This is a genomic window from Candidatus Thermoplasmatota archaeon (genome assembly GCA_038884455.1).
GTDB lineage: Archaea > Thermoplasmatota > E2 > DHVEG-1 > DHVEG-1 > JAWABU01.
This window is the reverse complement of the sequence record JAWABU010000021.1, coordinates 1-22,256: the sequence shown is the minus strand read 5'-3', so window position 1 is coordinate 22,256 and position 22,256 is coordinate 1. Positions and strand designations below refer to the sequence as shown.

Below are 22,256 nucleotides of genomic sequence, written 5' to 3'. Positions count from 1 at the left end.
GTTCTTTCTACTCCTTTCAATATATTGATTTTTAGAGTCCAAGTCTTTTTGCGATGATCATCCGTTGGACTTCTGAAGTACCCTCACCGATACAGGTGAGTTTAATATCCCGATAGAATCGTTCCAAGGGTAAATCTCGCATATAGCCATAGCCGCCATGGATCTGAATTGCATCTTTGGTTATTTTCATACCTACTTCTGATGCAAAGAGTTTCGCCATAGATGCTTCGATGCTAAACGGAAGGCCTTTTTCTTCAAGAAAAGCTGCACGATAAACGAGGAGTCGAGCTGCATCAAGCTGTGTTGCCATGTCTGCAATCATCCATTGAATTGCTTGGTTGCTTCCAATGGGTTTGCCAAACTGCATTCGTTGTTTTGCGTACTCTAAACTATCATCAAATGCTGCTTGAGCGATACCCAACGCCATGGCACCAATTGCGGTTCTTCCTCGATCAAGAATGTTCATTGCCCCGATAAAGCCCATATCTTTTTCTCCGAGTAAGTTTTCTTTTGGGATCCTGCAATTTTCTAATATCAGCTCAGCGGTACTACTGCCTCGAAGTCCTAGTTTATCTTCAAGAACACCAATTTTTAACCCGGGTGTTCCTTGTTCTACGATGAAAGCACTGATGCCTTTTGCTCCCTTGGATCTATCTGTTTTTGCCATCACAGTTATGACTGCTGCTTTGTCACCACTGGTGATGAATTGTTTGGTTCCATTCAGAACCCATTCATCGCCTTCAAGAACTGCAGTGGTTTGAAGCGAAGCAGCATCTGATCCAGCATTTGGTTCGGTTAACGCCCAGGCAGCAAGTGCTTTTCCAGTGACAAGTTTTGGGAGATATTTTTTCCGTTGTTCCTCAGTTCCCTTTTCATAAATATGACCTACGCCAAGTGAGTTATGTGCTTCAACAATGATTCCGGTTGAACCGCAGACTCGGGATATTTCTTCAAGAGCAATCATGTATGATATCTTATCAATACCTGCTCCACCATACTTTTTAGGAACCGTCATTCCCATAAGTCCTAGTTTTCCCATTTTTTCATAGAGTTGTTTGGGGAAGTGTTCCTCTTTATCAATTTTTGATGCAAGTGGTTTAAGCTCTTTTAGGCAAAACTCTCGAATGGTTTTTCGGAATAGTTTTTGGCTTTCGGTTAGTTCAAAATTCATACCAATCCTCATATCCTGCATATATAGTGGGTCTAAAAACTTTCGGGAAGAGATTTTTTATATTTTTGGCACTGTTACGGAAGAACACGAATTGAAGACACTTTAGAAGGAATGAACAGGAGGAGAACTTCACAAATACCCCGTCAAGGCTGTTGACAATTTCTAAATAAAGAGAGATAAACCTTATAAACACAACTTTATTTCAGTTCTTTCACATATCCTAAGGAAGTTTCAGCCTATGCCTATAAAAAAAACAAAGAAAACAAATCCGATGCTCATATCCTTAATTCAAGATCTTAAAAAACTCTCAGCTGAAAAGAATGTCCCTCTCTGGAGGGATATAGCCGCCCGGTTGGAAAAAGCAAAAAGAAACTGGCCTGCAGTAAACCTCAGTCGCATCGACCGGTACATTCAGAATCATGAGACCGCTTTAGTACCTGGTAAAGTATTATCTGCAGGAGAATTAACAAAAAAAGTTTCGATTGCGGCATGGGATTTTTCTGAGAAATCACAAGAAAAAATTAAAAAAGCTGGTGGAAAGGTTTTAACTATTGAAGAGTTAATGAAACAAAATCCTGAGGGTAAAGATATACGGATCGTGGGATAACTATGGTAACAATTATTGATGCTGATGGTGCAGTTCTTGGTCGTATGTGCTCAATGATTGCAAAACGATTGTTAAACGGTGAGGAAATCGCTGTGGTAAACACTGAAAAAGCGATTATCAGTGGAAAAAAAAGAATGATTATCGAGCATTATACAATGGAACGTCAAGTTGGAACCTATCGAAAAGGACCATATTATCCTCGAATGCCCGATAGGATTGTAAAACGGACAATTCGAGGTATGATTCCCTATCAAACATCGCATGGGAGAACAGCATATAAGAAATTAAAATGCTATATTGGGATACCGAAAGAATTTGATGGTAAAAAAATTGAGAGTATTGCTGAAGGGAAAAAGCATCCTATTGACTATATGACGGTGGGAGATGTTTCTAAATTATTAGGAGCGAAGTTTGAATGACAAAAAAGATTGTGAACACATCTGGAAAACGAAAAACTGCAATCGCTCGAGCGACAGTAATGAAAGGTGCAGGTCGTGTAAAAATTAATAAAAAACCCGTCGAAATCTATGAACCAATGATTGCTCGGATTAAAATTCTTGAACCACTCAGAATCGCTGAAAAATATATGTCTGAAGTTGACATTGATGTTGATGTTGAAGGTGGCGGTTTTATGAGCCAAGCGAATGCGGTTCGAACAGCGATTGCTCGGGGTCTTGTTCAATATACAGGAGATCCTGGATTAAAACTTTCATTTTTAAATTATGATCGAAATCTCCTAGTGAATGATGCTCGGGTAAAAGAAACAAAAAAACCGCTTGGCCGTGGTGCCCGGAAGAAACGGCAGAAATCATATAGGTGATTGTATGATTATCCCTGTTCGTTGTTTCACCTGTGGAAAGGTTATTGGTCCAGCATATGAAGAATTTAAAAAACGTGTTGAAATTTATCAAAAAGCAGTAGATGCTGGAGAACAACCTAAAGAAATACCAAAACAAATATTAGATTCTTTAGATATCACGCGATACTGTTGCCGACGGATGATAATATCTCATGTTGATCTCTTAAAAGATGCAGCACCGTATGAATAAAAACCGTATACCGGTTTTTTCTTTTTTTAGAATAAAAGAGCCGACTCGATAGAAGAAAGGAAAAAATGTTTAGGGGTAATTGTTCATGAGTTTCAAAACATGTTTGTACAGGTTGACGACAATCATGGTTGCTATGCCTGCCATAAAACCAATAAAGATAATGGCAAGCATCTGCATCTAAAGTTTCCCCCCGCAATATTGAAGAAGAGTGCTACGGTAGATGGTATCTTCCATGATCTTTGTTCTCCCATTAAAATAGTCTTACTTGATATTATATAACATGTTAATATTTATCAATACTTCTATTTATAGTTTCCGTGTAAAAACGACAACTACATAACAAAAAACCAAAAAATCAACCGTAAACCATATAACCTACTTGCCGATTTCCATAAAATGGGGTAATTGTGGATGCAAAAAACATTACTTGACTTCATCAACCAAGTTCTCGAAGAAGAAGATTTCTAAAAAAGGTTTATAGCTTTTGAGTTCTATTAACCGAGAACCGCCAAAGTGAAACGCAGAGAACAACCATAAAAGCACAAAAACAAGCTATAGCAAGATATAAAAAGACAGGATTTTGTGATATTGCTCGGATTACACCGTCTGAGGTGTCAACAACAAAACGAGCAGGAGTATCCGCTGTTTGTTCACCAAGAGATGACAATCCATCAAATAAAGGACTGGTACTATTTTCAACAGAACTCATATTACCATTAAGCACAGAAATATGACTCGGAAAAGGAATACCAGAACTATTTGGGACAAACGTTTTATAACCGGTTAAAAACTCCCGGAGCGATTCAGGAATATAAAAAGGAATATTCTGACAACCACCAGACGTATTGGTAACACCAGAACCAAGACCAGAAAAAGATTTCGTCAGCAGAACATTTTCTCCGTAGGTATACATGTCATATCCAAGATTTATCACAGTTCCCTTTACATACCAGTATATTTGAATCAAACCAACCCACAATAAAATAAAAGCTGTCGAAAACAAAATAACTATACGTGTATTTTCTGGATGTAAAAGACTTTCTCCTTTCCAGGTTAGACGATAATAAACCCATTTATGACCTTCTCGTTCATGTTTTTTTATAAGTCCTGCCTCGTGAAGTTTTGTAAGATGTTCATGTAATGTTGCCTTATTGAGTTTGGTTGTACTACAAAGATCATTAAGACTCATTTGTTTACCGTCGAGTGTTTTTAAAATATTTAAACGAGTATCAGATGCAAGCGCTTTGAAAGTTTCACGATCTAATGTTATTTTTGACATGTTCCTAATCTATTTATCAGTTCTTTTATTTAAATACTATTTGTTTTTGTTTGGAAAAAACCAAACAAAAAAGTATTCCTCCCCAACCGAGAAGGGATACCCCCTAATAAAAAGAGTATTTCCTGAAAAAAGTAAAATTATAAATCCTAGATGTAGATGTACGGCAGATATCTATGCAAAAAGAGGAACTCGTATATCTTTTAAAGGAATGCGGTGCGATAAAATTCGGGAGATTTGTTCTGACCTCTGGAGCAATCAGTGAGTACTATATCGATATCAAAAAAGCAAGTACCAATCCAGTAATCCTAAAAAAAATCGCCGAAGAAATGAAAACATACGCAAAGGGATATGACTACATCGCTGGCATGGAACTTGGGGCAGTGCCTCTTGCTGTTGCTTTATCCTTAGAAACAAACATACCTTATGTTATCATCAGAAAAGAAAAAAGAAACCATGGAACTGGAAAGCAAATCGAAGGAGATGATATCCAAAATAAATCGGTTTTAATCGTTGAAGATGTAACAACAAGTGGAGGATCAGTGGTCAAATCTATTCAGATTCTCCGTGAACATAATGCCGAAGTTGATAAAGTACTTACTGTAGTTGATCGAGAAAACGGTGCTAAAGAGAAACTTAGTACCATGGAAGTAACGTTCATACCATTACTATCAGTTAATGACATCCTAAAGGCTAAATAATAATTTTCAAATCAAGGGAGATATACCTATGAATGTTCTTGTCGTTGGAGGAGGAGGCCGTGAACATGCACTGTGCGAAGCGGTACTTCGTTCGAAAAAAAACGTTCTATATTCAGTAATGAGTCATTTAAACCCAGGAATTGAACGAATTGCAGAAAAATATCTTGTTGAAAAAGAAACCAACATCAGACCAATTGTTGATTATGCAGCACAGCAGAAAATAGATCTGGTTCTCATCGGTCCAGAAGCCCCTCTTGAACAAGGTTTAACCGATGCACTTCAACAACAAAACATTAACGTCTGTGCACCAACACAACAGGCTGCTCAAATCGAAACAAACAAAGAATGGATGCGAAATCTTTTGCAAAAATATAAGATTCCTGGACAGCTTCAATATGCGTCGTTTACCGATCCAACACAAGCTGAAGAATTTCTGAAAATGTTACAATGTAAAGTTGCCATCAAACCGATCGGACTTACTGGTGGCAAAGGTGTTCAAGTTTATGGTGATCATTTTACCACATTTGATAGTGCAATGTCGTATATATCATCCGTCATTTCCCAAAAAATTGGTGGAGCAGCAAAAGTCCTTATTGAAGAAAAAGCAGAAGGTGAAGAATTCACCATCCAAGCTTTTTCTGATGGAAAACATATTAAACCCTGTCCTGCTGTTCAAGATCATAAACGACTTCTTCCGAATGATCAAGGGGTAAATACCGGAGGTATGGGATCCTATTCCTGTTCAAATGGTCTACTGCCGTTTCTATCGCAAAAAGATTACGATAGTGGAACTCGGATTTTACAAAAAATTATTCACGCGTTAGATAAAGAAGGGTATCCCTATATCGGACCGATTTATGGACAATTTATGTTAACAAGAGATGGCGTTCGAATTATTGAAATTAACGCTCGATTCGGAGATCCTGAGGCAATGAATGTGCTCCCTCTTTTAAAAACAGATTTTCTTGAAATTTGTACTGCGATGCTTGAGCAGAAGTTACATGAATTGAAAATAGAATTTGAAAAAAAATCAACCGTTTGTAAATATGTAGTTCCTGAAGGATATGGTACAAAAAGCAGGGTTGGCGAAAAAATCGAACTTGACGAACAAGCCATAAAAAACACAGGAGCAAAACTTTTTTATGCATCGGTAACAAAAAAAGACAATCATATTATTACCGGATCTTCACGTTCGCTTGGTGTGGTTGGAATTGCTGATACATTACAAGAAGCAGAACAAATATGCGAACAAGCCTTACAATATATTAAAAGCGAACATATTTTTATTCGACATGATATTGGCACTCCTCAGTTGATTCAAAAAAGAATTAATCATATGAAAATGATCCGTGGAAAACCATGAAACAAAGCACGTATCTCTATTTTATTGGAACTGCAGGATCTGGAAAATCGACACTAACAGCTTATTTTCAAGAGTGGATCAAACAGCATGGACTTGACGCAGTAATTGTCAATCTTGATCCTGGTGCTGAAATTTTACCTTACGAACCAGATGTTGATATCCGGGATTGGATAAAGCTGACTGAAATTATGGAAACCGAGGAACTCGGACCAAATGGTGCACAGATTGTTTGTGCAGATATGATTGCATTAAATCTAGAAGATATCAAGAAAAGCATTCAAACGTTTAAATCAGATTATATTTTTGTCGATACACCTGGTCAGCTTGAACTCTTTGTGTTCAGAGAAGCCGGTAAATATACTGTTGAAAATCTAAAACCAGAATACACTATGATTTGTTATCTCCTCGATCCAATTCTTGCACGAACAGCATCAGGTTTTGTAACACAATTACTCCTATCGATTACAACGAATTTTCGATTGCAAAAACCACAAATCAATATTTTAAGTAAAGCAGATTTATTATCTGAACCAGATCGAGAAATTATAACAAAATGGTCAAACGATCCGGAAGAATTATACGGGTCGATTATTTTTGAAGAAAAATCAATATATCGAGAGATGAGTGAAGGTATTCTCCGCCTGATCAAAGATTTTGGAGGGCACACGCAGCTCATACCTGTTTCAAAAAAAGGGTATGCAGGAATTGAAGATGTATACACACAGATACAGTTCCAATATGCAGGTGGAGAAGATCTCACAAAAGATTAAGTTGTTTTTATCGTCCCGAGAACTGGCTCATAAATAAACCCTTTATCCATGAGTGAAGTTAATGCTTCTTCAATCTGATCCTCAGTAATCTTTTTCTTTTTACAGTGGTCAATAATAGCATCCCACGCTGCTCCTTCAGCTCCTTCAAGCTTTTTAATGACATCAAGAACGAGGGTTTCAATGGTTTCTTTAGTATCATCAAGTGCATCTTGATCTTCCATCGGTTTTTTCTCGGTTTTCTTTTTCTTTTTTGGTTCAACTATTTTGTGTTGCGGTGGTTTTTGTATATCTTGAACTTCCTTCTGAGAGGGGATAATAAACTGTAAAGATTCACGAATCAAGGCCACATAACGAGATATATCAACCGGCCCGTAATGTTGCAATGCGGTGATAATTCCCTCGCTCAGCTCTTTACTGTATCCAAGCTTACGGAGATCATAAACATTTGGCTGTTTCATTTTTAAGGCTTCTCGAAATGCAATGATCCGCTGTTTGGTCTGATAGCATGTATCAAGTATCCAACGATCACGAATCTGAGAATCAACCTCACGGATTAACTCTGGTCGAATTGAAACAAATAAACCACCTTCTTCAGGTATGTAGGTTCTGACTTTACCAATCACTGCTATAAAGGATGGAACTTCAATTGCTTGAAGCTGACTGGTTGCATCTGGTTGATATTGCCCAGAATACAGAGTAAAAACACCAGTCGGATCTGAAACATGAGCTCGGAGGTATTCACCCTCTTCAGAGATATTTTCTACATCGGTAAGCACCCCGGTGACAAAAATACGGTTAATCTTGCTTCCTAAGGGGGTAACAATATATGATGGAGTTTTTTCTTCAGTTGCTCTGAGTTCAAATGTTGTATCATTGAATTCAGCTGCAAATACTCTCCAAGCAGGTTCACGTTTCATCATACAAGTTCCTCCAGTTCCTCGAGAAGTTTCTCTGATTCGGTCGCCATATCATACTCAAAAAGCTTGATCTCTTCTGGGATCAGAGTTATTCCAAAATCATCACCCAGAGCATTTCCTTTTATATGAACTGTACGAGCAAATAACATCTTTTCGATATCGGTAAGAAAACGGGAGTTGGCATCAGCAGCATACTGTTTTTTTAATTCAGAAAATGATTTACTCAACAATTGTTCTGTTAATTCTTTACCTACGAGAACAGAGATTGTTCCGGTTCCATCATCAACCGTAAGTTTTAATCGGAGATCTGCAAGTGGCTGTACCTCTCCATGCAGAGAACACTTATTTTCCAAGGTAGTTCGACGACATTCAGGACACCGAAAAATAAACCCTGAACCCTGGCGGATCTCGATAACAACTCCGTGTACCTCAACATCAAGAGCGCCATTGCGCTCAACGAGCTCATGAAGTAAAAGGCGTTGTGGTGTAATATCATCTCTTTTAATCACCGATGCTTCTAGTTTTTGGACAGATGCTTTTTCATCAAAAGTTACCTGAGGGATTCCCCTCCATATTTTAACATAAGCACCCGTTATTCGTACGACCATCCCTTCTTTTAATTTAAAATCATGCCATGCGGTAAATTGTGTTTTTGCAGTATCATCAGCAAGTATTCCTGAATAGACGATCTTTGTTTTTCCATCTACTGTAACCGTTCTCTCATTTAAACTCATTACCCGTGCAACAACAATTACAGATCCAACTCCATTACGAAGATCTTTTAATTTGTATTCTCTTGGCTCAAAAGATATAGGAGGAATCTTGGATTCATCGGTTTTCATAACACGTGTCCGATCACCAAGATTTACTTTCGCAGCACCTTGCCATTCTTTTGTATATGCATTCGTAATATCAAGAATATCTCCTTTTGAAATGTTAAAATCTTTCCACGCGGTAAAAGGAATCGTTCCGCTTTCATCACCAAAAATACCATAATAAATCTTACGAGGTTCTCCTTTAACTGTTATCTCTTTTGGATTTATTGAAACGACGCGACATAACAGATGAACACTGGGGACATTTGGTTTTACATCAACAATTAAGGTTCTTTCTTGAGTTGAAGAGGGTAGACTTCCGCTAAATTTTTTTAGTAAAGTTTGTTTTGTTTGATCAGCAGGTACACCGTATTCAAGGAATTTTCTGAATTCTTTTTCAAGTTCGTCTCGATCAATTTCTTTATCGGAAGCATCGATAATGTCGTCAATATGTTTCTGAATATCGTCATCAGACATTTCTGTTCCTCCCATTAACAGATATGATAAATTCCTATATAAAAGTCGCTATGTCATCCTGAGCAAATCCGCACCACAATACGCTATAAACCATGAATACAGCCTGCGGTATCCAAGTCAAAACATTCTGATATCGGTTTTGGAGGCAATCCTGGCATTGTTGTAATCTTTCCCGTCATCGGAACAAGAAATCCTGCCCCTGCTGAAAATTTTATTTCACGTATTGTAATTTTAAATTTTGTTGGTCGACCAAGAAGCGTTGGATCATCTGAAAGAGAATATGGTGTTTTTGCAATACAAATAGGTAAATTTTCTAAACCAATCTCATGCGCAAGAGCAATATCTTTTTCTGCAACAACAGAATACACAACTTGTTCTGCACCGTACATTGTTTTTGCAATACGCTCAATTTTTTCTTTGATAGGAAGTTTGAGATCATAAAGATACGTAAATCGTGAAGGAATATTATGAAGTATATCGACCAGTTTTCCAGCAAGCTCGATGCCACCTTCACCTCCATTTTCCCACACGTCAGCAACCGCAAAAGGAATATTTTTCTGTGTGCAAAAATGCTCAACAATATCAATATCGCCATTTGAATCGTGTGAATATCGATTTAAAGCAACAATCAAAGGAACTTGATGAATCATGATATTTTCTATATGTTTTTCAAGATTTGACAAACCAAGGATTAATGCTTGTGTGTCAGTTCCTTGGCCATGTTTTTTTAAGGCACGAATGCTAACGACGAGGACAACGGCATCTGGTTTGATATTACCGGTTCTGCAGACGATATTAAAAAATTTTTCAGCACCGAGTTCTGATCCGAAACCTGCTTCAGTAACAAAGTACTCAGCAAGTTTTAAACCCATAAGAGTAGCAATAAGGCTATTTGTTCCATGTGCGATATTTGCAAACGGGCCACCATGAACAAATGCAGGTACTCCCTCCAAGGTTTGAACGAGATTTGGTAGTATTGCATCTTTTAAAAGCACCGATAGTGCACCAACAGCTTTAAGATCACGGGCAAAAATTGGTTTGTTATCATACGTATATGCAACGATAATATTGCTGAGACGCTCCTTCATATCGACAATATTTTTTGATAAACATAAAATCGCCATAATTTCTGAAGCAGGCGTAATTGCAAATTCAACTTCATGAGGAACTCCATCATTCGGGCCGCCAAGACCAATGACCGTATGACGCAACGCTCGATCACTAATATCAAGAACTCGCGGCCAAACAATATATCGAGGATCAATATGAAACACATCACCATGATGGATATGATTATCAAGAAGACTTGCAAGAAGATTATGAGCACTTGTTATGGCATGCATATCCCCCGTAAAATGAAGGTTAATATCTTCACGAGGAACAACCTGAGAATATCCTCCACCGGTAGCACCTCCTTTTAAACCCATAATCGGACCAAGAGACGGCTCTCGGATTGCAAGAATTGTTTTTTTCCCAAGTAATGCTAATGCTTGAGCTAAACCAATGGTAATCGTAGTTTTTCCTTCGCCATAAGGAGTTGGATTGATCGTCGTTACAAGAATTAGCTTCCCATTTCGACGATCCTGGATACGTTGTAATACTGACAATGACACTTTTGCTTTATAGTTTCCTAAAAAAATGATTTCCTCATCTCGAAGACCTGCTTTTTGAGCGATACTTTCAATTGGTTGAAGTGGTGTTGACTGAGCGATCTCGCTATCTGATTTCATATAACAAACATGAAACATATAGAAGAACTATTTAAAAAGATAGCAGAAAGAATAAATACAGAGTCTATGAGAGAGGGGATGTTTTTTTGCGCATCCTCCACAATTCTGGAGGAAGATAAGCATAAACCGATGGTTGCTGAACTGGGGATTGTTTTATGATGGTACTCTGTTGCTTTTGACACTCAACATGGGGCGTTGCATACTGCAGTATGGTAGGTTTATTTAAATGCCAGTAATGGATACGCCATTGCCTGCCATTTGATAACAAAAAGATTTCTCGTTCAGCCGTAAGTAAACCTTTTTCTTGAAGAGAATAAAAAAGGCGGCGTTCTTGTTGGTCAAGAGCATTATCAACAATCCGATCCTCAAAACCAAAATGGTCAATTACCTGAGTAGCATAGGTTTTTGCTTCAGCATAATCAATCTTGAGACAATAATGAATGGCTTGTGTAAGTTTCTGGAGTGTTATAAGTTGCAGAATATCCCCCCGTAAGTTCTACATAATCATCTTATGTGTGTTTCAAACTATAAATAATTTTCTCCCCTGTTACTGCAGGTTAGTTACTGTTTTACATGAGATGTGATAAATCTCGATATTAAAAAGCAACGGGAAGAAGATCATACAATCCAAGTCAAACGAGAGAACTACTCAGTGATACTCTGTAGAAAAGAGCTATGATACGGGAAAACGCTTCCAGATGTATGCTACCGGCACCTTTTCTCAGATTCGAACAGTGTGAAAATTTTATATGACGAACACTGCATATCACATCTTTGGTTTTTTATGAAAAACGTAAAAATTGCATTAATTTCGGCTCGCCCAAAAATCGCAGACAAGCAAGAAAATATTCAAAAAATTAAAACTGCGATCCAAAAGACGAAAGCAGATATTTATATTTTTGGTGAAATGTTTCTAACAGGATATCCCTGCAAAGATGACTTTAGAGATCTGGCTGAAGAGATAACTGGCCCATCTATTACAGAACTCGTTAAAACAGCGAAAAAAAACAACTGTTATATTATTTTTGGTATGCCGCTCCGTGATCACACAGTTACAGGTTTGATTTATAATAGCGCGATTTTGATCCATCCAAATGGAACAGTAGATCATTACAACAAATGGTTTTTACCTAACTTTGGACCATTTGAAGAACGAATCTTCTTTGATCAAGGGGAAGAAATATCTACGTTTCAAACACGGTTTGGAACTATTGGGCTGCTGATCTGTTATGATATCTACTTTCCAGAGTTAGCAAGAGCACTTGTCCTTCAAGGAGCAGAAATGCTTATCTATATTTCAGCGGCACCAAATGTAACCAGAAAATTTTTTGAAACTTTACTGCCTGCACGTGCATTAGAAAACACAGTCTATACCATTTATGTCAATTTAGCTGGTAATCAAGATGATCTCGTCTACTGGGGCGGATCACAACTCTATGATCCTTTGGGAAATCAACTCATAAGATCAACATATTTTGAAGAGAGTATATGTACCATTGAAATAGATTTAAGTCTACTCACCACCATCCGTGGAATACGTCCACTCCTTCGAGATATCCGTCCAGAAATTTATCAGGACATCTATCACATTACCAGATTTCACAGGAATCCAGAAAAAGAGAAAAACATCAAAAATCATAAAAAAGAAAAATGATCATGACACAAAGTATTTTTACATCTAATCTTATTCGGGAAACTTGTCCGAATTAATAATCCGGGAGAGGCACAACTTTGCATTCACATCCAGATGATCTGATAAAACAGTTGAATCTACAAGCAGTCAAAATCAGAAAACATATTATTGAAATGTTGTATCGAGCAAAATCAGGTCATCCTGGAGGTTCTTTATCAGCAACCGATGCAATGGTCGCATTATATTTTCACCATATGAACCATTATCCAAAAGATCCAAATAACCCTGATCGAGACCGATTTATTCTAAGTAAAGGTCATGCAGCTCCAGCTTTATATGCATGCCTTGCTGAATCACAATACTTTGACGTCCAAGAATTATATAGACTTCGAGAAGTTAATTCCATGCTTCAAGGTCATCCTGTTTGTAAACATATTCCTGGTGTTGAAGCATCAACAGGGTCACTTGGTCATGGACTTTCTTTTGGTATCGGGGTTGCTCTTGCAGGAAAACTCGATAAAAAATCATATCGTGTGTATGTCATGCTTGGTGACGGAGAAACCAACGAAGGGCAAATCTGGGAAGCAGCAGCTGTTGCATCACATTATCGTCTCGATAATCTCACTGCATTACTTGACCGGAATTTTCTTCAAATTGATGGAAACACTGAGGAAGTACTCCGTCTAGAATCTGTACGAGAACGTTGGGGATCCTTTGGATGGAATGTGATCGAAATCGATGGTCATGACATGCATGCTATTTGTGAATCACTCCATGAAGCAGAGGAACATAAGCATCAACCAACAATGATTATTCTTGATACGGTAAAAGGAAAAGGTGTTTCCTTCATGGAGAACAACGTTGATTTTCATGGTGTACCTCCCAACGAGGTTGAGTATAAAATGGCGATGGAAGAACTCACCGTGATAGAACGATATCTGGAGGTGCAAAACCAATGAAACAACAGATGGCAAATCCTCGAGATGCTTATGGCCAGGCGCTTGTCCAGATAGGGAAAAAAAACGAATCTATCGTTGTTCTTGATGCTGACCTCTCAAAATCAACAAAAACAATTCTTTTTGCCAAGCAATTTCCTAATCGATTTTTTGAGATGGGTATTGCAGAAGCAAACATGATTTCAACGGCAGCTGGTCTCGCATCTTGTGGAAAAATACCGTTTGCGAGTACATTTGCAGTTTTCGCAACCGGTCGCGTCTACGATCAAATACGTATGGATGTTGCATACTCAAACCATAACGTAAAGATTTTTGCAACTCACGGTGGCATTAGTGTCGGCAAAGATGGTGCAAGCCATCAGATGATCGAAGATATCGCTCTTATGCGCGTATTACCAAATATGAAGGTTTTTGCACCAAGTGATGCTCTGCAAACACAACGTGTCGTTGAGCTAATGGCCTTCGAAGAGGGACCAATGTATAGTCGTATCGGTCGAGAGTCATCTCCTATTCTCTATTCTCAAGAAGATACCCTGCATATGAAGATAGGTAAAGGAATTATCGTTTGTGATGGAGATGATGCAACACTGATTGCTTGCGGTACCATGGTAAGTCAGTGCATTGAAGCAAGTAAGAAACTAAAAAAAGAAGGAATCTATGTTCGTGTTCTTGACATGTTTTGTATTAAACCTCTTGATCAGAAACTAATTCTGCGGTGTTCAAAGGACACCCAAGCAATACTTACGGTTGAGGAACATTCCATAATCGGAGGTCTTGGCAGTGCAGTTGCTGAAGTACTACTTGAGAATGGGTATACTGGTAAATTTAAACGAATTGGTATTCAAGATATGTTTTGTGAATCTGGAGAGCCAGAACATTTATTTAACAAATATGGCCTAAGCGCCCAACATATTATAAAAAATGTTAAAACTTTACTGAAGAAAGAATAGGTTATTTTTTTAGAACTATAGTTAAAACATCTCGATCATGAAGGATATGGTCAAGGCCAACTTTTTGTCCAGCATGCTTCGCCGATGAACCCCATACAGTTGCATATCTGAAATTCCGAAGAAATTCTTTATGGATCATTTGACAGGCTTTTTCAATTGTCGACCCTTTTTTCAGAATTAACGGCTGCGTATAATCTGCTTTTTTCCCGACTGGCTTCATATACACTCGGATGAGATTTAAATACTGAAAAATCAGTTCTTGAAGTTCAGGTAAACCATCACCAGTTTTCGCTGATATCGCATGTGTTTTCCATCCTTTTTTTTCGAGTTCCTGGAGAGTTTTAGATAACGTTTCTTGATCAACAATATCTTTTTTATTAACAACAATTAATGCAGGTACATATACTCGATTCTGTGCAAACGCATCAATCAGTCGATCCTCGGTTACATCTTCTCGAATAGTTATATCAGCATTTATGACAAATTCTGAGATAATAGAACGAATTGTTGCTTCGCTCATGTGTGTTACTGCGGTCGTCATATGAAGAGTGATACCACCGTATGCTTTTTTTGTAATGATAACATCAGGAGGTTTCTGATTTAACCGGAGACCAGCAGCATAGAGTTCTTTTTCAATGAGTTCAACCTGTTCAAGATGCCAGGGATCAAGGAGAAATAAGACTAAATCTACATTTCGAATTGCAGAAATCACCTCACGACCTCGTCCCTTTCCCTGTGCCGCGCCAACAATCAACCCGGGGAGATCTAAAAGCTGAATTTCTGCTCCTTGATATTTCATCATACCAGGGATTGCCTCAAGAGTAGTAAAGTCATAATCTCCCACTTTACTAGTTGCCTCAGTAAGCTGATTGAGAAGTGTACTTTTTCCAACGCTTGGAAACCCAACGATTCCAACTGTTGCATCTCCTGATTTCTTCAATGAAAAGCCTTTTCCTTTTGCTCCAGAACTTTTTCTCCGTTCTGCCTCCTCTTTAAGACGAGCCATTTTTGCTTTAAGTTTTCCGATATGATGTTCAGTAGCTTTATTTTTCTGTGTTTTGAAAATCTCTTCTTCAATAGCTTTGATTTGCTGATCAAGTGAAGAATCCATAGAACTGCATTCTAAGGTAATACGTATGATGTTTATAAAAAAAACGTTCAATTGATGATTTTTCCTCTGTTAGACTATCGTCGTCCCGGTTTTCCCCTGTAATGCTTCCCAGCCTTTTTCGATATTACTAATAATGACTTTTTTTCCACCGTACTCAAGAAAGCGGATTGCTGCAAGTATTTTTGGTCCCATATTACCCGGAGGAAATTCTCCTTGTTCATAGTACTGTTTAATCTCTGACAACGTTGCGTTCTGAAGAGGTTGCTGTTCTTTGGTTCCATATCGAATATAGACCTGTTCAACATCGGTCAGTATCATAAGTAGTTCTGCATTGACTGCCTCTGCGAGTCGCTCTGCAGCAAGATCCTTATCGACAACTGCTTCAAGACCATCAAGACCCCAGCCTTGTTTTTCAATAACGGGCATGCCACCTCCTCCAGATGCTATCACGATAATACCATCGTCAAGAAGTTTTTTGATAACGTCGCCTTCAACAATTTTTTTTGGATCTGGTGAAGGGGCAAGCATCCTCCATCCTCGTGGAAGTTTGGTCATCGTATATCCATCACGGATCATCTGCTTGGCTTCTTCCTCGGTATAATATGGTCCTATTGGTTTTGTCGGATTCAAAAGAGAAGGGTCATCTCGATCAACCAGAACCTGTGTAATTAATGCGATAACTGGTTTTTCGATACGATTCTTCCGTAACGCGTTTGAAAGGCATTGTTGGATCATATAGCCGATTAACCCCTCACTTTCAGCTACACATATCCCAAGAGGCATAGCCGGTGTAATATGTTTTGCAGCTTCATTTTGAAGAAAAATTGCACCAACCTGTGGTCCATTACCATGCGTGATCGCGACATCCCAACCTGCGTGAATCATGTTCACAATAGCTTTACAGCTTTCTCGAGTGTTTGCAAATTGTTCGTAAATAGTTCCTTTTTGTCCTTTTTTGATCAGTGCATTTCCGCCAAGGGCAATTACTGCTCTTTTCTGCATAGGCATAGAGTATTCACTTTTTATCTAGAAACAGGTTTTTCTATAAAAAGAAAACGGATAGAAGTTCATATATATTTTGAATTCAATAATCTTTTGCGCATGGAAACATGTTTGAAGAAAAAAGAAAAGTTATGGTCAGTAGATTATGCACCGAAGGCTATATTCGAAGTGAACCGGTAAAAAAAGCTTTTTTAACAATAGCTCGGGAATGCTTTGTTCCAGAACATCTTCGCCATCAGGCATATATCGACACACCGCTTGATATTGGAAGCGGGCAAACGATTTCAGCACCGCATATGGTTGCTTTGATGTGTGAAGCCCTTGATTTAGACAAAGGTCAAAAGATACTTGAAATTGGTACTGGTTCAGGATACCATGCTGCTATCGTAGGACACATAGTTGGAGAAAAAGGTCATGTGTATACGGTGGAACGTATCGCTAAATTAGCTGAAAAAGCAGAAGAAAATGTGAGAAAAACTAAGATTCATAATATTACCATTGTCCATGGTGATGGTTCACTCGGATTAGAAAAATATCAACCGTATGATCGTATCTATGTAACCTGTGCATCACCAGATATTCCCCCGCCACTTGTTAGTCAATTAAAAGAAAACGGTAAACTCCTTCTTCCGATTGGTGATTTGTACTGTGTCTTAACCCTTATCGAAAAGAAAAAAGAAAAAATAACTTCGAAGAATCTTGGCGGATGCGTTTTCGTTCCTTTAATCGGACAGTACGGCCATCAAAACTAAAGTTTGTATTTAATATCTCGTAAAAATTTTTTTCGCCAGGTCTTTTCTTCTTGGTTTTCAATACCTTTAGGTACGAAACCATCGATAACACCCAAAATACCTCGTCCCCGTTCAGCACCTTGCGTGGTTTCAGCAATTACCACTTTTGTTGGATTTGCTGTAGCACAAAAAATTGAGCACACCTCTGAAAGATTTTTCAGAGCATTAAGAATGTTGATAGGATAACAATCCTTGATGAAAATGATGAACGAATGTCCTGCTCCAATATTTTGTGCATTTTTTTCAGCAAGTTTTTTCAACGTTTCATCGTTTCCTTCACTCCGTATTTTGCAAGATCCACTTGCCTCACAAAATGCAACACCGAACTTTGCCTGAGGAACCGAATTGACGATTGCCTCATAGATATCCTCAACGGATTTAATAAAATGTGTTTGCCCCAAGATGAAGTTTATTTCATCGGGTTTTTCAATTGGTATGATTTTTTGTTCGAATCCTACCACAGACAAACCTCCTTGACTATATCCTTGATCGGAGAAATAGTATTTAAAATGATGGAAGAAAAAAAAATTATCGATGGAGAAGGCGGTGTACACGTTGCTTCATAAAGGTGTTCACAGATTGTCGTACTTGTTGAGAAGCAGCATTTACAATGATAAAAATAACATAATCAACGGTAGCAGCATCAATCAAATTTCCATTACTGTCATACGCGTAAGTTGTTAGTTCCCAGAGCCCTGACGGTATTTCAAGATCCTGGAAGAAACCATCACTGCTGGTGTTATCAAAGAGTGTTAAATTCTCATCCCAAAGTGGATTGTAAGCAACAAATTTTACTGATTGAACAACATCAGTTGCTGTTAATTGGACCCTGAGAAGATCATTACTGATTACCACAGATGCTCCGAGAGTATCGAGAAGATAGATGTAGGCATATGATTTGTTACATGATTCTAATCGAAGGTAAATAAAGCCTGATTTGATATTGCTGATATCAAGTTGCGGTGCGATGCTCAACTGGTACGCATCTGACCAACCACTCTCCTCATCTGAATACGTATCTTTCGCTGTAAGTTTTAATGCATAGTCTCCTTGTTCATACCAGGTATGATTTATCGTAATAGGCATATTTTGATCAAATGGACCAAGCCAATCACTGATGTTTCCATCACCCCAGTCAATTTTATAGTAAACCTGATCACCATCCGGATCATCTGTAACAATAGTAAAAGTTAGAGGTATCATTGGTCCAGCTGCATGAGGCCCTGAAATAATCTGGGGTACATCTGGAGGAGAATTAGTATCTTCATCTTCAAAAACATATAGGGTTTTTCCATCAGTTCCAACGACGAGTTTTCCATCAGCAATCGAAGGTGACGACCAGATCGAACCGTTCGTTAAATAGCTCCAGATACATGTTCCGTTCACCGCATCAAAACAATAGACGTATTTATCATCTGACCCGACATAGACCTTTCCATTGGATACTGCAGGTGATGATTTAATTGGTCCTGTACTATAATTCCACAGTTCTAAATGAGTTTGAATATCAATACAATAAAGCCTTCCTGTATCGCTATAGACGGTTCCAATGTAGAGTCTTCCATCGGCAATAGCAGGCGAACTTGAGATAACTTCTTTGGTATTTATTTTAAGACGCCAGAGTTCACTACCAGTATACGCATCCAAACATGAGAGGTTCCCATCATAGGTTCCAACGTACACTTTTGTGTCGAAAACAGACGGCGAACCAAAAATCCAGTCATCTGTTAACGAAACATTCCACACCAGTGCTCCGGTAATTGCATTGACGCAATAGACATTCCCATCAAATGAACCAACGTAAACCTTATTCTGAGCAACCGCTGGAGATGAACGGACATCGTCACCAGTTTTTATTCTCCATATTAAATCATACGATGAACCTGCTGGATCAGCACTACCCTCATCAATTCCATCGGAAGGATCTGCATCAAAACAATACAGATAATCATCAGATGATCCGACATAGAGATATCCCTCAGCTATACATGGCGAGGAGACAACAGGACCATCAGTTGGAAAACTCCATTGGATCGCTCCAGTTTCAGCATTAAGCGAATACACAACGTTATCAAATGCTCCTATATACACAGACCCAAAAGCTACAGCTGGTGAAGAAAAAATAGCTAAAGTACTGATCAGTGTTTCCCACATTTTTTCTCCGGTATCAATATGAAAACAATACAGTTTGCCATCATACGAACCAACATACACGCGATTAGTATATATCGCTGCAGAAGATCGAACAGCACCACCTGTAGTATACGTCCAGAGTGTCCGATTTGTCTGTGGTCCCTGTGCAGAGGTATATCCTAAATGCTCTGGATTATACCGAAACATCGGCCAATGTGTTCCATCTGAAGGGTAGCTGTCTTTGTTGTACGGCTGAGCTTGTAATGGTACAAGAGGTATGAACAAGATGCAACATATAGAAATAACAAGAATGTTTTTTTTCATGGTATCCCCCAAAAATCTTTTTTTATTTTTCTATGTGTATATAGAGGAGATCACTATATAAACGTTATGATATTAAAGCAGCGTATCACTATATTATATAACTAAATATATATACAAATGAACGAAAAATAAGGTATTGTGTAACAGATGAACTATTTGATATAACGATAAGAGAAAAATCTAATGATCAGTACATTTTTTTCCAAGAAACGAGGTTGTCCCTTGAGGAACCACAAGAACACGAGCGTCCTTACCTTTTACCTCAAATGCTCTTCGAAGCGCCTCGTCGAGGTTTGTTACTGGATCAAATGAAAAAAGATTTTTTACTACTGCAGGGTCCATAGATGATACAAAAAAAACCTGATGGTTCTCTATGGCTTTTCTATGGTAATACGCTTTATGAGCACCAAGAATGAACTGGCTTTCTAAAGCTTGTCGAATCTCATCTGACGTACGATATCGTTTCATCCAATCTTCATAAAGAGTACTTCCGATTCCTTGAGGACATTCGGCAACAAGAATAACAACGCCGTTCTTGTGAATAATCTGACAAGCTGTATACATTGCTTTCATGGCTTGATACAAATTAATATCATGCGGATGTCCATTTGCCGCTGTGATTATAATATCTGGTTGTTCTTGGATCTGCCGATGATACATACTATCAACTAATTTTACACCAAGATCCATGACAAGTTCTGGTTTACCTGCCCACGCTCCAACAATTTTATGTTGTGAATTTTGCACAACGTTTAATGCAAAATCACAACCACCGAGATGCATTGCTTCAATCATTTCTTGATGAATTGGATTTTCTCGTAAAACACCCATACAAGCATATGGTTCAAACATCATACTATGATTTCGTTGGATGGTCTGTCGTGACGCAAGGCCAGGAAGAATGCTCTTCCGTGTTCCTCCATATCCTGCAAAATAATGATATTCAATATCACCAAGAAGAACCTTGATATCAGACATAACATAATCCTGTAACAGTTCTATGTTATTGCCGCGTTTTGACATACCAACAGAAACATATTCTCCGTGGGTGACATCATTTGACGTAACACGATAATTTCGTGAGACTTTATCACCAACAATCTGTTTTATCTGTTCAAAAGAGGGGGGCTGGTGGGTTCCACAGGCAACAATAATAGTTACATCGGCATCATCAACCCCGGCATCATGGAGTTCCTCAAGAATCGGCGGGAGTAGATAGTGTGTTGGACAAGGTCGAGTATAATCATCAACAACCACTGCGACGGTATCACCAGGTTCTGAAAGTTCTGAGAGACGTTGGGTCCCCACAGGATGAAGAACCGCTTGTTGTACAATTATTTCAGGTTTTTCTGGGGAAATAAACTCTCGGGGAAGAACAACCTCAATAAGATTACTATCGGGAACATCGACCGACAAATACCTTTTCCCATAGGGCAGCGATATCTCCATGTGTATCGCAATCCTATTTAATTTTTAAGCTTATTCTTTTGTATGGTACTTGGTCCATAGGGTCCGGCGAGGAATTCTATCCAGATGTAACATATTTTTTTGACATTTGCTTTTACAAAAATAGAGAACAGAACCATCTTTTCGAACAAACATTTTACCTGTACCTGGTTCGATATCGGTACCGCAAAATGAACAAACTTTTTTCTCAACCATAGCGTATCCTCATACGATCTAACGTGGTCCACCGAGTTTCTTTGCTTCTCGTTGTGTTTCACTGAGCATTAGAATATCACCAAGTCGAACCGGTCCCATCACATTTCTAGTGATGATTTTCCCTTTATCGCGCCCATCAAGAACACGGACCTTTACTTGAGAGGCTTCACCAGCCATACCGGTCCGGTCGATAATTTCAACAACCTCACATGGTGTTCCTTCGATCATAGATTTAACCCTGTTTCTTTATACCTTGAAGTTTTTGAATATATCCTTCTAAAGCTTCTTTTTCTTTTCCGGTATTAATAATAGCAACTGCTGATGTTGCGGTGCTGAGCCCTGCTGCAGTTCCGAGTTCTTCTTTACTAGGAACATAGGTATATGAAATATTTTTTTCTTCACAGAGAATCGGCATATGCGCAAGGATTTCCTCAGGAGTAACATCCTCGGCCATCACAACAAGTTTTGCCTGCCCTCGTTCAACATGTTTTGTTGTTTCATTGGCACCTTTACCTAGTTTTCCATGATCTCGAGCCTTTTCAACAAGTTCATAGGCTAAATCCTGCATTTCTTTGGGTACTTGAAACCGTACATATATCGGCATGTTTTTGTAGCCTCCATTTATGGCTTTCATCGATTGAATTCCCGTATGGAATGTAAGAGCTGGAATAGAGGGCCTATATAAAAACCTTTTTCAAAGATAGGCTACATCCCGAAATGAATCCATAAATTCAGCATAACGTCTCATTTTGCTGTGAGAATCACGCACAGCAAACAGAAAAAATCATAATTCAACAAGCTTTTTTACAGATTTTTTC

The 22,256-nt window shown here is 38.4% G+C and carries 24 protein-coding genes; 11 read left to right on the top strand and 13 right to left on the bottom strand.

The features are described from left to right. Window positions 1-31: 31 nt before the first annotated feature. The gene (locus tag QXL17_04920) at window positions 32-1,171 is read right to left on the bottom strand and encodes an acyl-CoA dehydrogenase (GenBank protein ID MEM4258476.1); all 1,140 of its coding nucleotides are present in this window, start codon (window positions 1,169-1,171) and stop codon (window positions 32-34) included. 238 nt (window positions 1,172-1,409) lie between these two features. Here QXL17_04920 and QXL17_04915 point away from each other — a divergent pair, with 238 nt between their 5' ends. From QXL17_04915 to QXL17_04900, 4 genes are read left to right on the top strand one after another with little or no spacing between them, the layout of a single operon-like run. Further along, the gene (locus tag QXL17_04915; GenBank protein MEM4258475.1) at window positions 1,410-1,778 is read left to right on the top strand and encodes a 50S ribosomal protein L18e; all 369 of its coding nucleotides are present in this window, start codon (window positions 1,410-1,412) and stop codon (window positions 1,776-1,778) included. Window positions 1,779-1,780: 2 nt separating this feature from the next. Further along, entirely contained in the window at window positions 1,781-2,197 is a 417-nt protein-coding gene (locus QXL17_04910) for a 50S ribosomal protein L13 (GenBank protein ID MEM4258474.1), read from the top strand. Then, a complete protein-coding gene (locus tag QXL17_04905; GenBank protein MEM4258473.1) occupies window positions 2,194-2,598 on the top strand; it encodes a 30S ribosomal protein S9 in 405 nt (134 codons plus the stop codon). Before QXL17_04910 ends, QXL17_04905 begins: the two co-directional genes overlap by 4 nt. Window positions 2,599-2,605: 7 nt before the next feature. Then, entirely contained in the window at window positions 2,606-2,827 is a 222-nt protein-coding gene (locus tag QXL17_04900) for a DNA-directed RNA polymerase subunit N (GenBank protein ID MEM4258472.1), read from the top strand. 475 nt (window positions 2,828-3,302) lie between these two features. Here the strand turns inward: QXL17_04900 and QXL17_04895 are convergent, their stop codons facing one another. After that, entirely contained in the window at window positions 3,303-4,106 is an 804-nt protein-coding gene (locus QXL17_04895; protein ID MEM4258471.1) for a metalloregulator ArsR/SmtB family transcription factor, read from the bottom strand. A 173-nt stretch (window positions 4,107-4,279) separates the two neighbouring features. On the opposite strand from QXL17_04895, the gene pyrE reads away from it, so the two are divergent. Genes pyrE through QXL17_04880 form a run of 3 tightly spaced genes read left to right on the top strand, consistent with a single transcriptional unit; the run spans window position 4,280 to window position 6,937 of the window. Next, window positions 4,280-4,804 (top strand): orotate phosphoribosyltransferase, encoded by a 525-nt coding sequence (gene pyrE / locus QXL17_04890; protein MEM4258470.1) that lies wholly within the window; start codon window positions 4,280-4,282, stop codon window positions 4,802-4,804. Window positions 4,805-4,832: 28 nt separating this feature from the next. Continuing rightward, a complete protein-coding gene (gene purD / locus QXL17_04885; GenBank protein ID MEM4258469.1) occupies window positions 4,833-6,167 on the top strand; it encodes a phosphoribosylamine--glycine ligase in 1,335 nt (444 codons plus the stop codon). Next, window positions 6,164-6,937 (top strand): ATP/GTP-binding protein, encoded by a 774-nt coding sequence (locus QXL17_04880; protein MEM4258468.1) that lies wholly within the window; start codon window positions 6,164-6,166, stop codon window positions 6,935-6,937. The genes purD and QXL17_04880 overlap by 4 nt, the downstream gene beginning before the upstream one ends. Here QXL17_04880 and QXL17_04875 read toward each other — a convergent pair. The 3 genes from QXL17_04875 to QXL17_04865 all read right to left on the bottom strand — a co-directional run bounded on the left by QXL17_04875 (window position 6,934) and on the right by QXL17_04865 (window position 10,876). Continuing rightward, a complete protein-coding gene (locus QXL17_04875) occupies window positions 6,934-7,857 on the bottom strand; it encodes a hypothetical protein (GenBank protein MEM4258467.1) in 924 nt (307 codons plus the stop codon). The two genes, QXL17_04880 and QXL17_04875, sit on opposite strands and share 4 nt — an antisense overlap. Next, on the bottom strand, window positions 7,854-9,146 hold the full coding sequence (locus QXL17_04870) for a hypothetical protein (protein ID MEM4258466.1): 1,293 nt from the start codon (window positions 9,144-9,146) through the stop codon (window positions 7,854-7,856). Before QXL17_04870 ends, QXL17_04875 begins: the two co-directional genes overlap by 4 nt. An 83-nt stretch (window positions 9,147-9,229) precedes the next feature. Continuing rightward, a complete protein-coding gene (locus QXL17_04865) occupies window positions 9,230-10,876 on the bottom strand; it encodes a formate--tetrahydrofolate ligase (protein ID MEM4258465.1) in 1,647 nt (548 codons plus the stop codon). A gap of 784 nt (window positions 10,877-11,660) precedes the next feature. Between QXL17_04865 and QXL17_04860 the strand changes: the two genes are divergently transcribed. From QXL17_04860 to QXL17_04850, 3 genes are all read left to right on the top strand, one after another. Further along, complete coding sequence (locus QXL17_04860) at window positions 11,661-12,530, top strand: carbon-nitrogen hydrolase family protein (GenBank protein MEM4258464.1); 870 nt, start codon at window positions 11,661-11,663, stop codon at window positions 12,528-12,530. Window positions 12,531-12,607: 77 nt separating this feature from the next. Next, on the top strand, window positions 12,608-13,468 hold the full coding sequence (locus tag QXL17_04855) for a transketolase (GenBank protein ID MEM4258463.1): 861 nt from the start codon (window positions 12,608-12,610) through the stop codon (window positions 13,466-13,468). Continuing rightward, a complete protein-coding gene (locus QXL17_04850) occupies window positions 13,465-14,415 on the top strand; it encodes a transketolase family protein (protein ID MEM4258462.1) in 951 nt (316 codons plus the stop codon). The genes QXL17_04855 and QXL17_04850 overlap by 4 nt, the downstream gene beginning before the upstream one ends. 1 nt (window position 14,416) lies before the next feature. Here QXL17_04850 and QXL17_04845 read toward each other — a convergent pair whose 3' ends face one another. Both QXL17_04845 and arcC read right to left on the bottom strand, forming a co-directional pair. Further along, window positions 14,417-15,526, bottom strand: coding sequence for a GTP-binding protein (locus QXL17_04845; protein MEM4258461.1), 1,110 nt, complete (start codon window positions 15,524-15,526; stop codon window positions 14,417-14,419). Window positions 15,527-15,595: 69 nt separating this feature from the next. Beyond that, window positions 15,596-16,528 carry a carbamate kinase gene (arcC, locus tag QXL17_04840; protein MEM4258460.1) on the bottom strand — a complete coding sequence of 311 codons (933 nt, stop codon included), beginning with the start codon at window positions 16,526-16,528 and terminating at the stop codon, window positions 15,596-15,598. A gap of 107 nt (window positions 16,529-16,635) precedes the next feature. Here arcC and QXL17_04835 point away from each other — a divergent pair, with 107 nt between their 5' ends. Further along, complete coding sequence (locus QXL17_04835; protein ID MEM4258459.1) at window positions 16,636-17,280, top strand: protein-L-isoaspartate O-methyltransferase; 645 nt, start codon at window positions 16,636-16,638, stop codon at window positions 17,278-17,280. Here QXL17_04835 and QXL17_04830 read toward each other — a convergent pair. The 6 genes from QXL17_04830 to rpl7ae form a co-directional block, all read right to left on the bottom strand. Next, window positions 17,277-17,780, bottom strand: a complete 504-nt coding sequence (locus tag QXL17_04830; GenBank protein MEM4258458.1) for an adenosine-specific kinase — start codon at window positions 17,778-17,780, stop codon at window positions 17,277-17,279. The genes QXL17_04835 and QXL17_04830 overlap by 4 nt on opposite strands. A gap of 67 nt (window positions 17,781-17,847) precedes the next feature. After that, complete coding sequence (locus tag QXL17_04825) at window positions 17,848-19,776, bottom strand: PQQ-binding-like beta-propeller repeat protein (protein MEM4258457.1); 1,929 nt, start codon at window positions 19,774-19,776, stop codon at window positions 17,848-17,850. Window positions 19,777-19,956: 180 nt separating this feature from the next. Then, the gene (gene larA / locus QXL17_04820) at window positions 19,957-21,225 is read right to left on the bottom strand and encodes a nickel-dependent lactate racemase (GenBank protein ID MEM4258456.1); all 1,269 of its coding nucleotides are present in this window, start codon (window positions 21,223-21,225) and stop codon (window positions 19,957-19,959) included. Window positions 21,226-21,255: 30 nt separating this feature from the next. Continuing rightward, a complete protein-coding gene (locus QXL17_04815) occupies window positions 21,256-21,438 on the bottom strand; it encodes a 50S ribosomal protein L24e (GenBank protein MEM4258455.1) in 183 nt (60 codons plus the stop codon). A gap of 18 nt (window positions 21,439-21,456) precedes the next feature. Continuing rightward, a complete protein-coding gene (locus tag QXL17_04810) occupies window positions 21,457-21,666 on the bottom strand; it encodes a 30S ribosomal protein S28e (protein MEM4258454.1) in 210 nt (69 codons plus the stop codon). 4 nt (window positions 21,667-21,670) lie between these two features. Beyond that, window positions 21,671-22,042, bottom strand: a complete 372-nt coding sequence (gene rpl7ae / locus QXL17_04805) for a 50S ribosomal protein L7Ae (protein ID MEM4258453.1) — start codon at window positions 22,040-22,042, stop codon at window positions 21,671-21,673. Window positions 22,043-22,256: the final 214 nt, after the last annotated feature.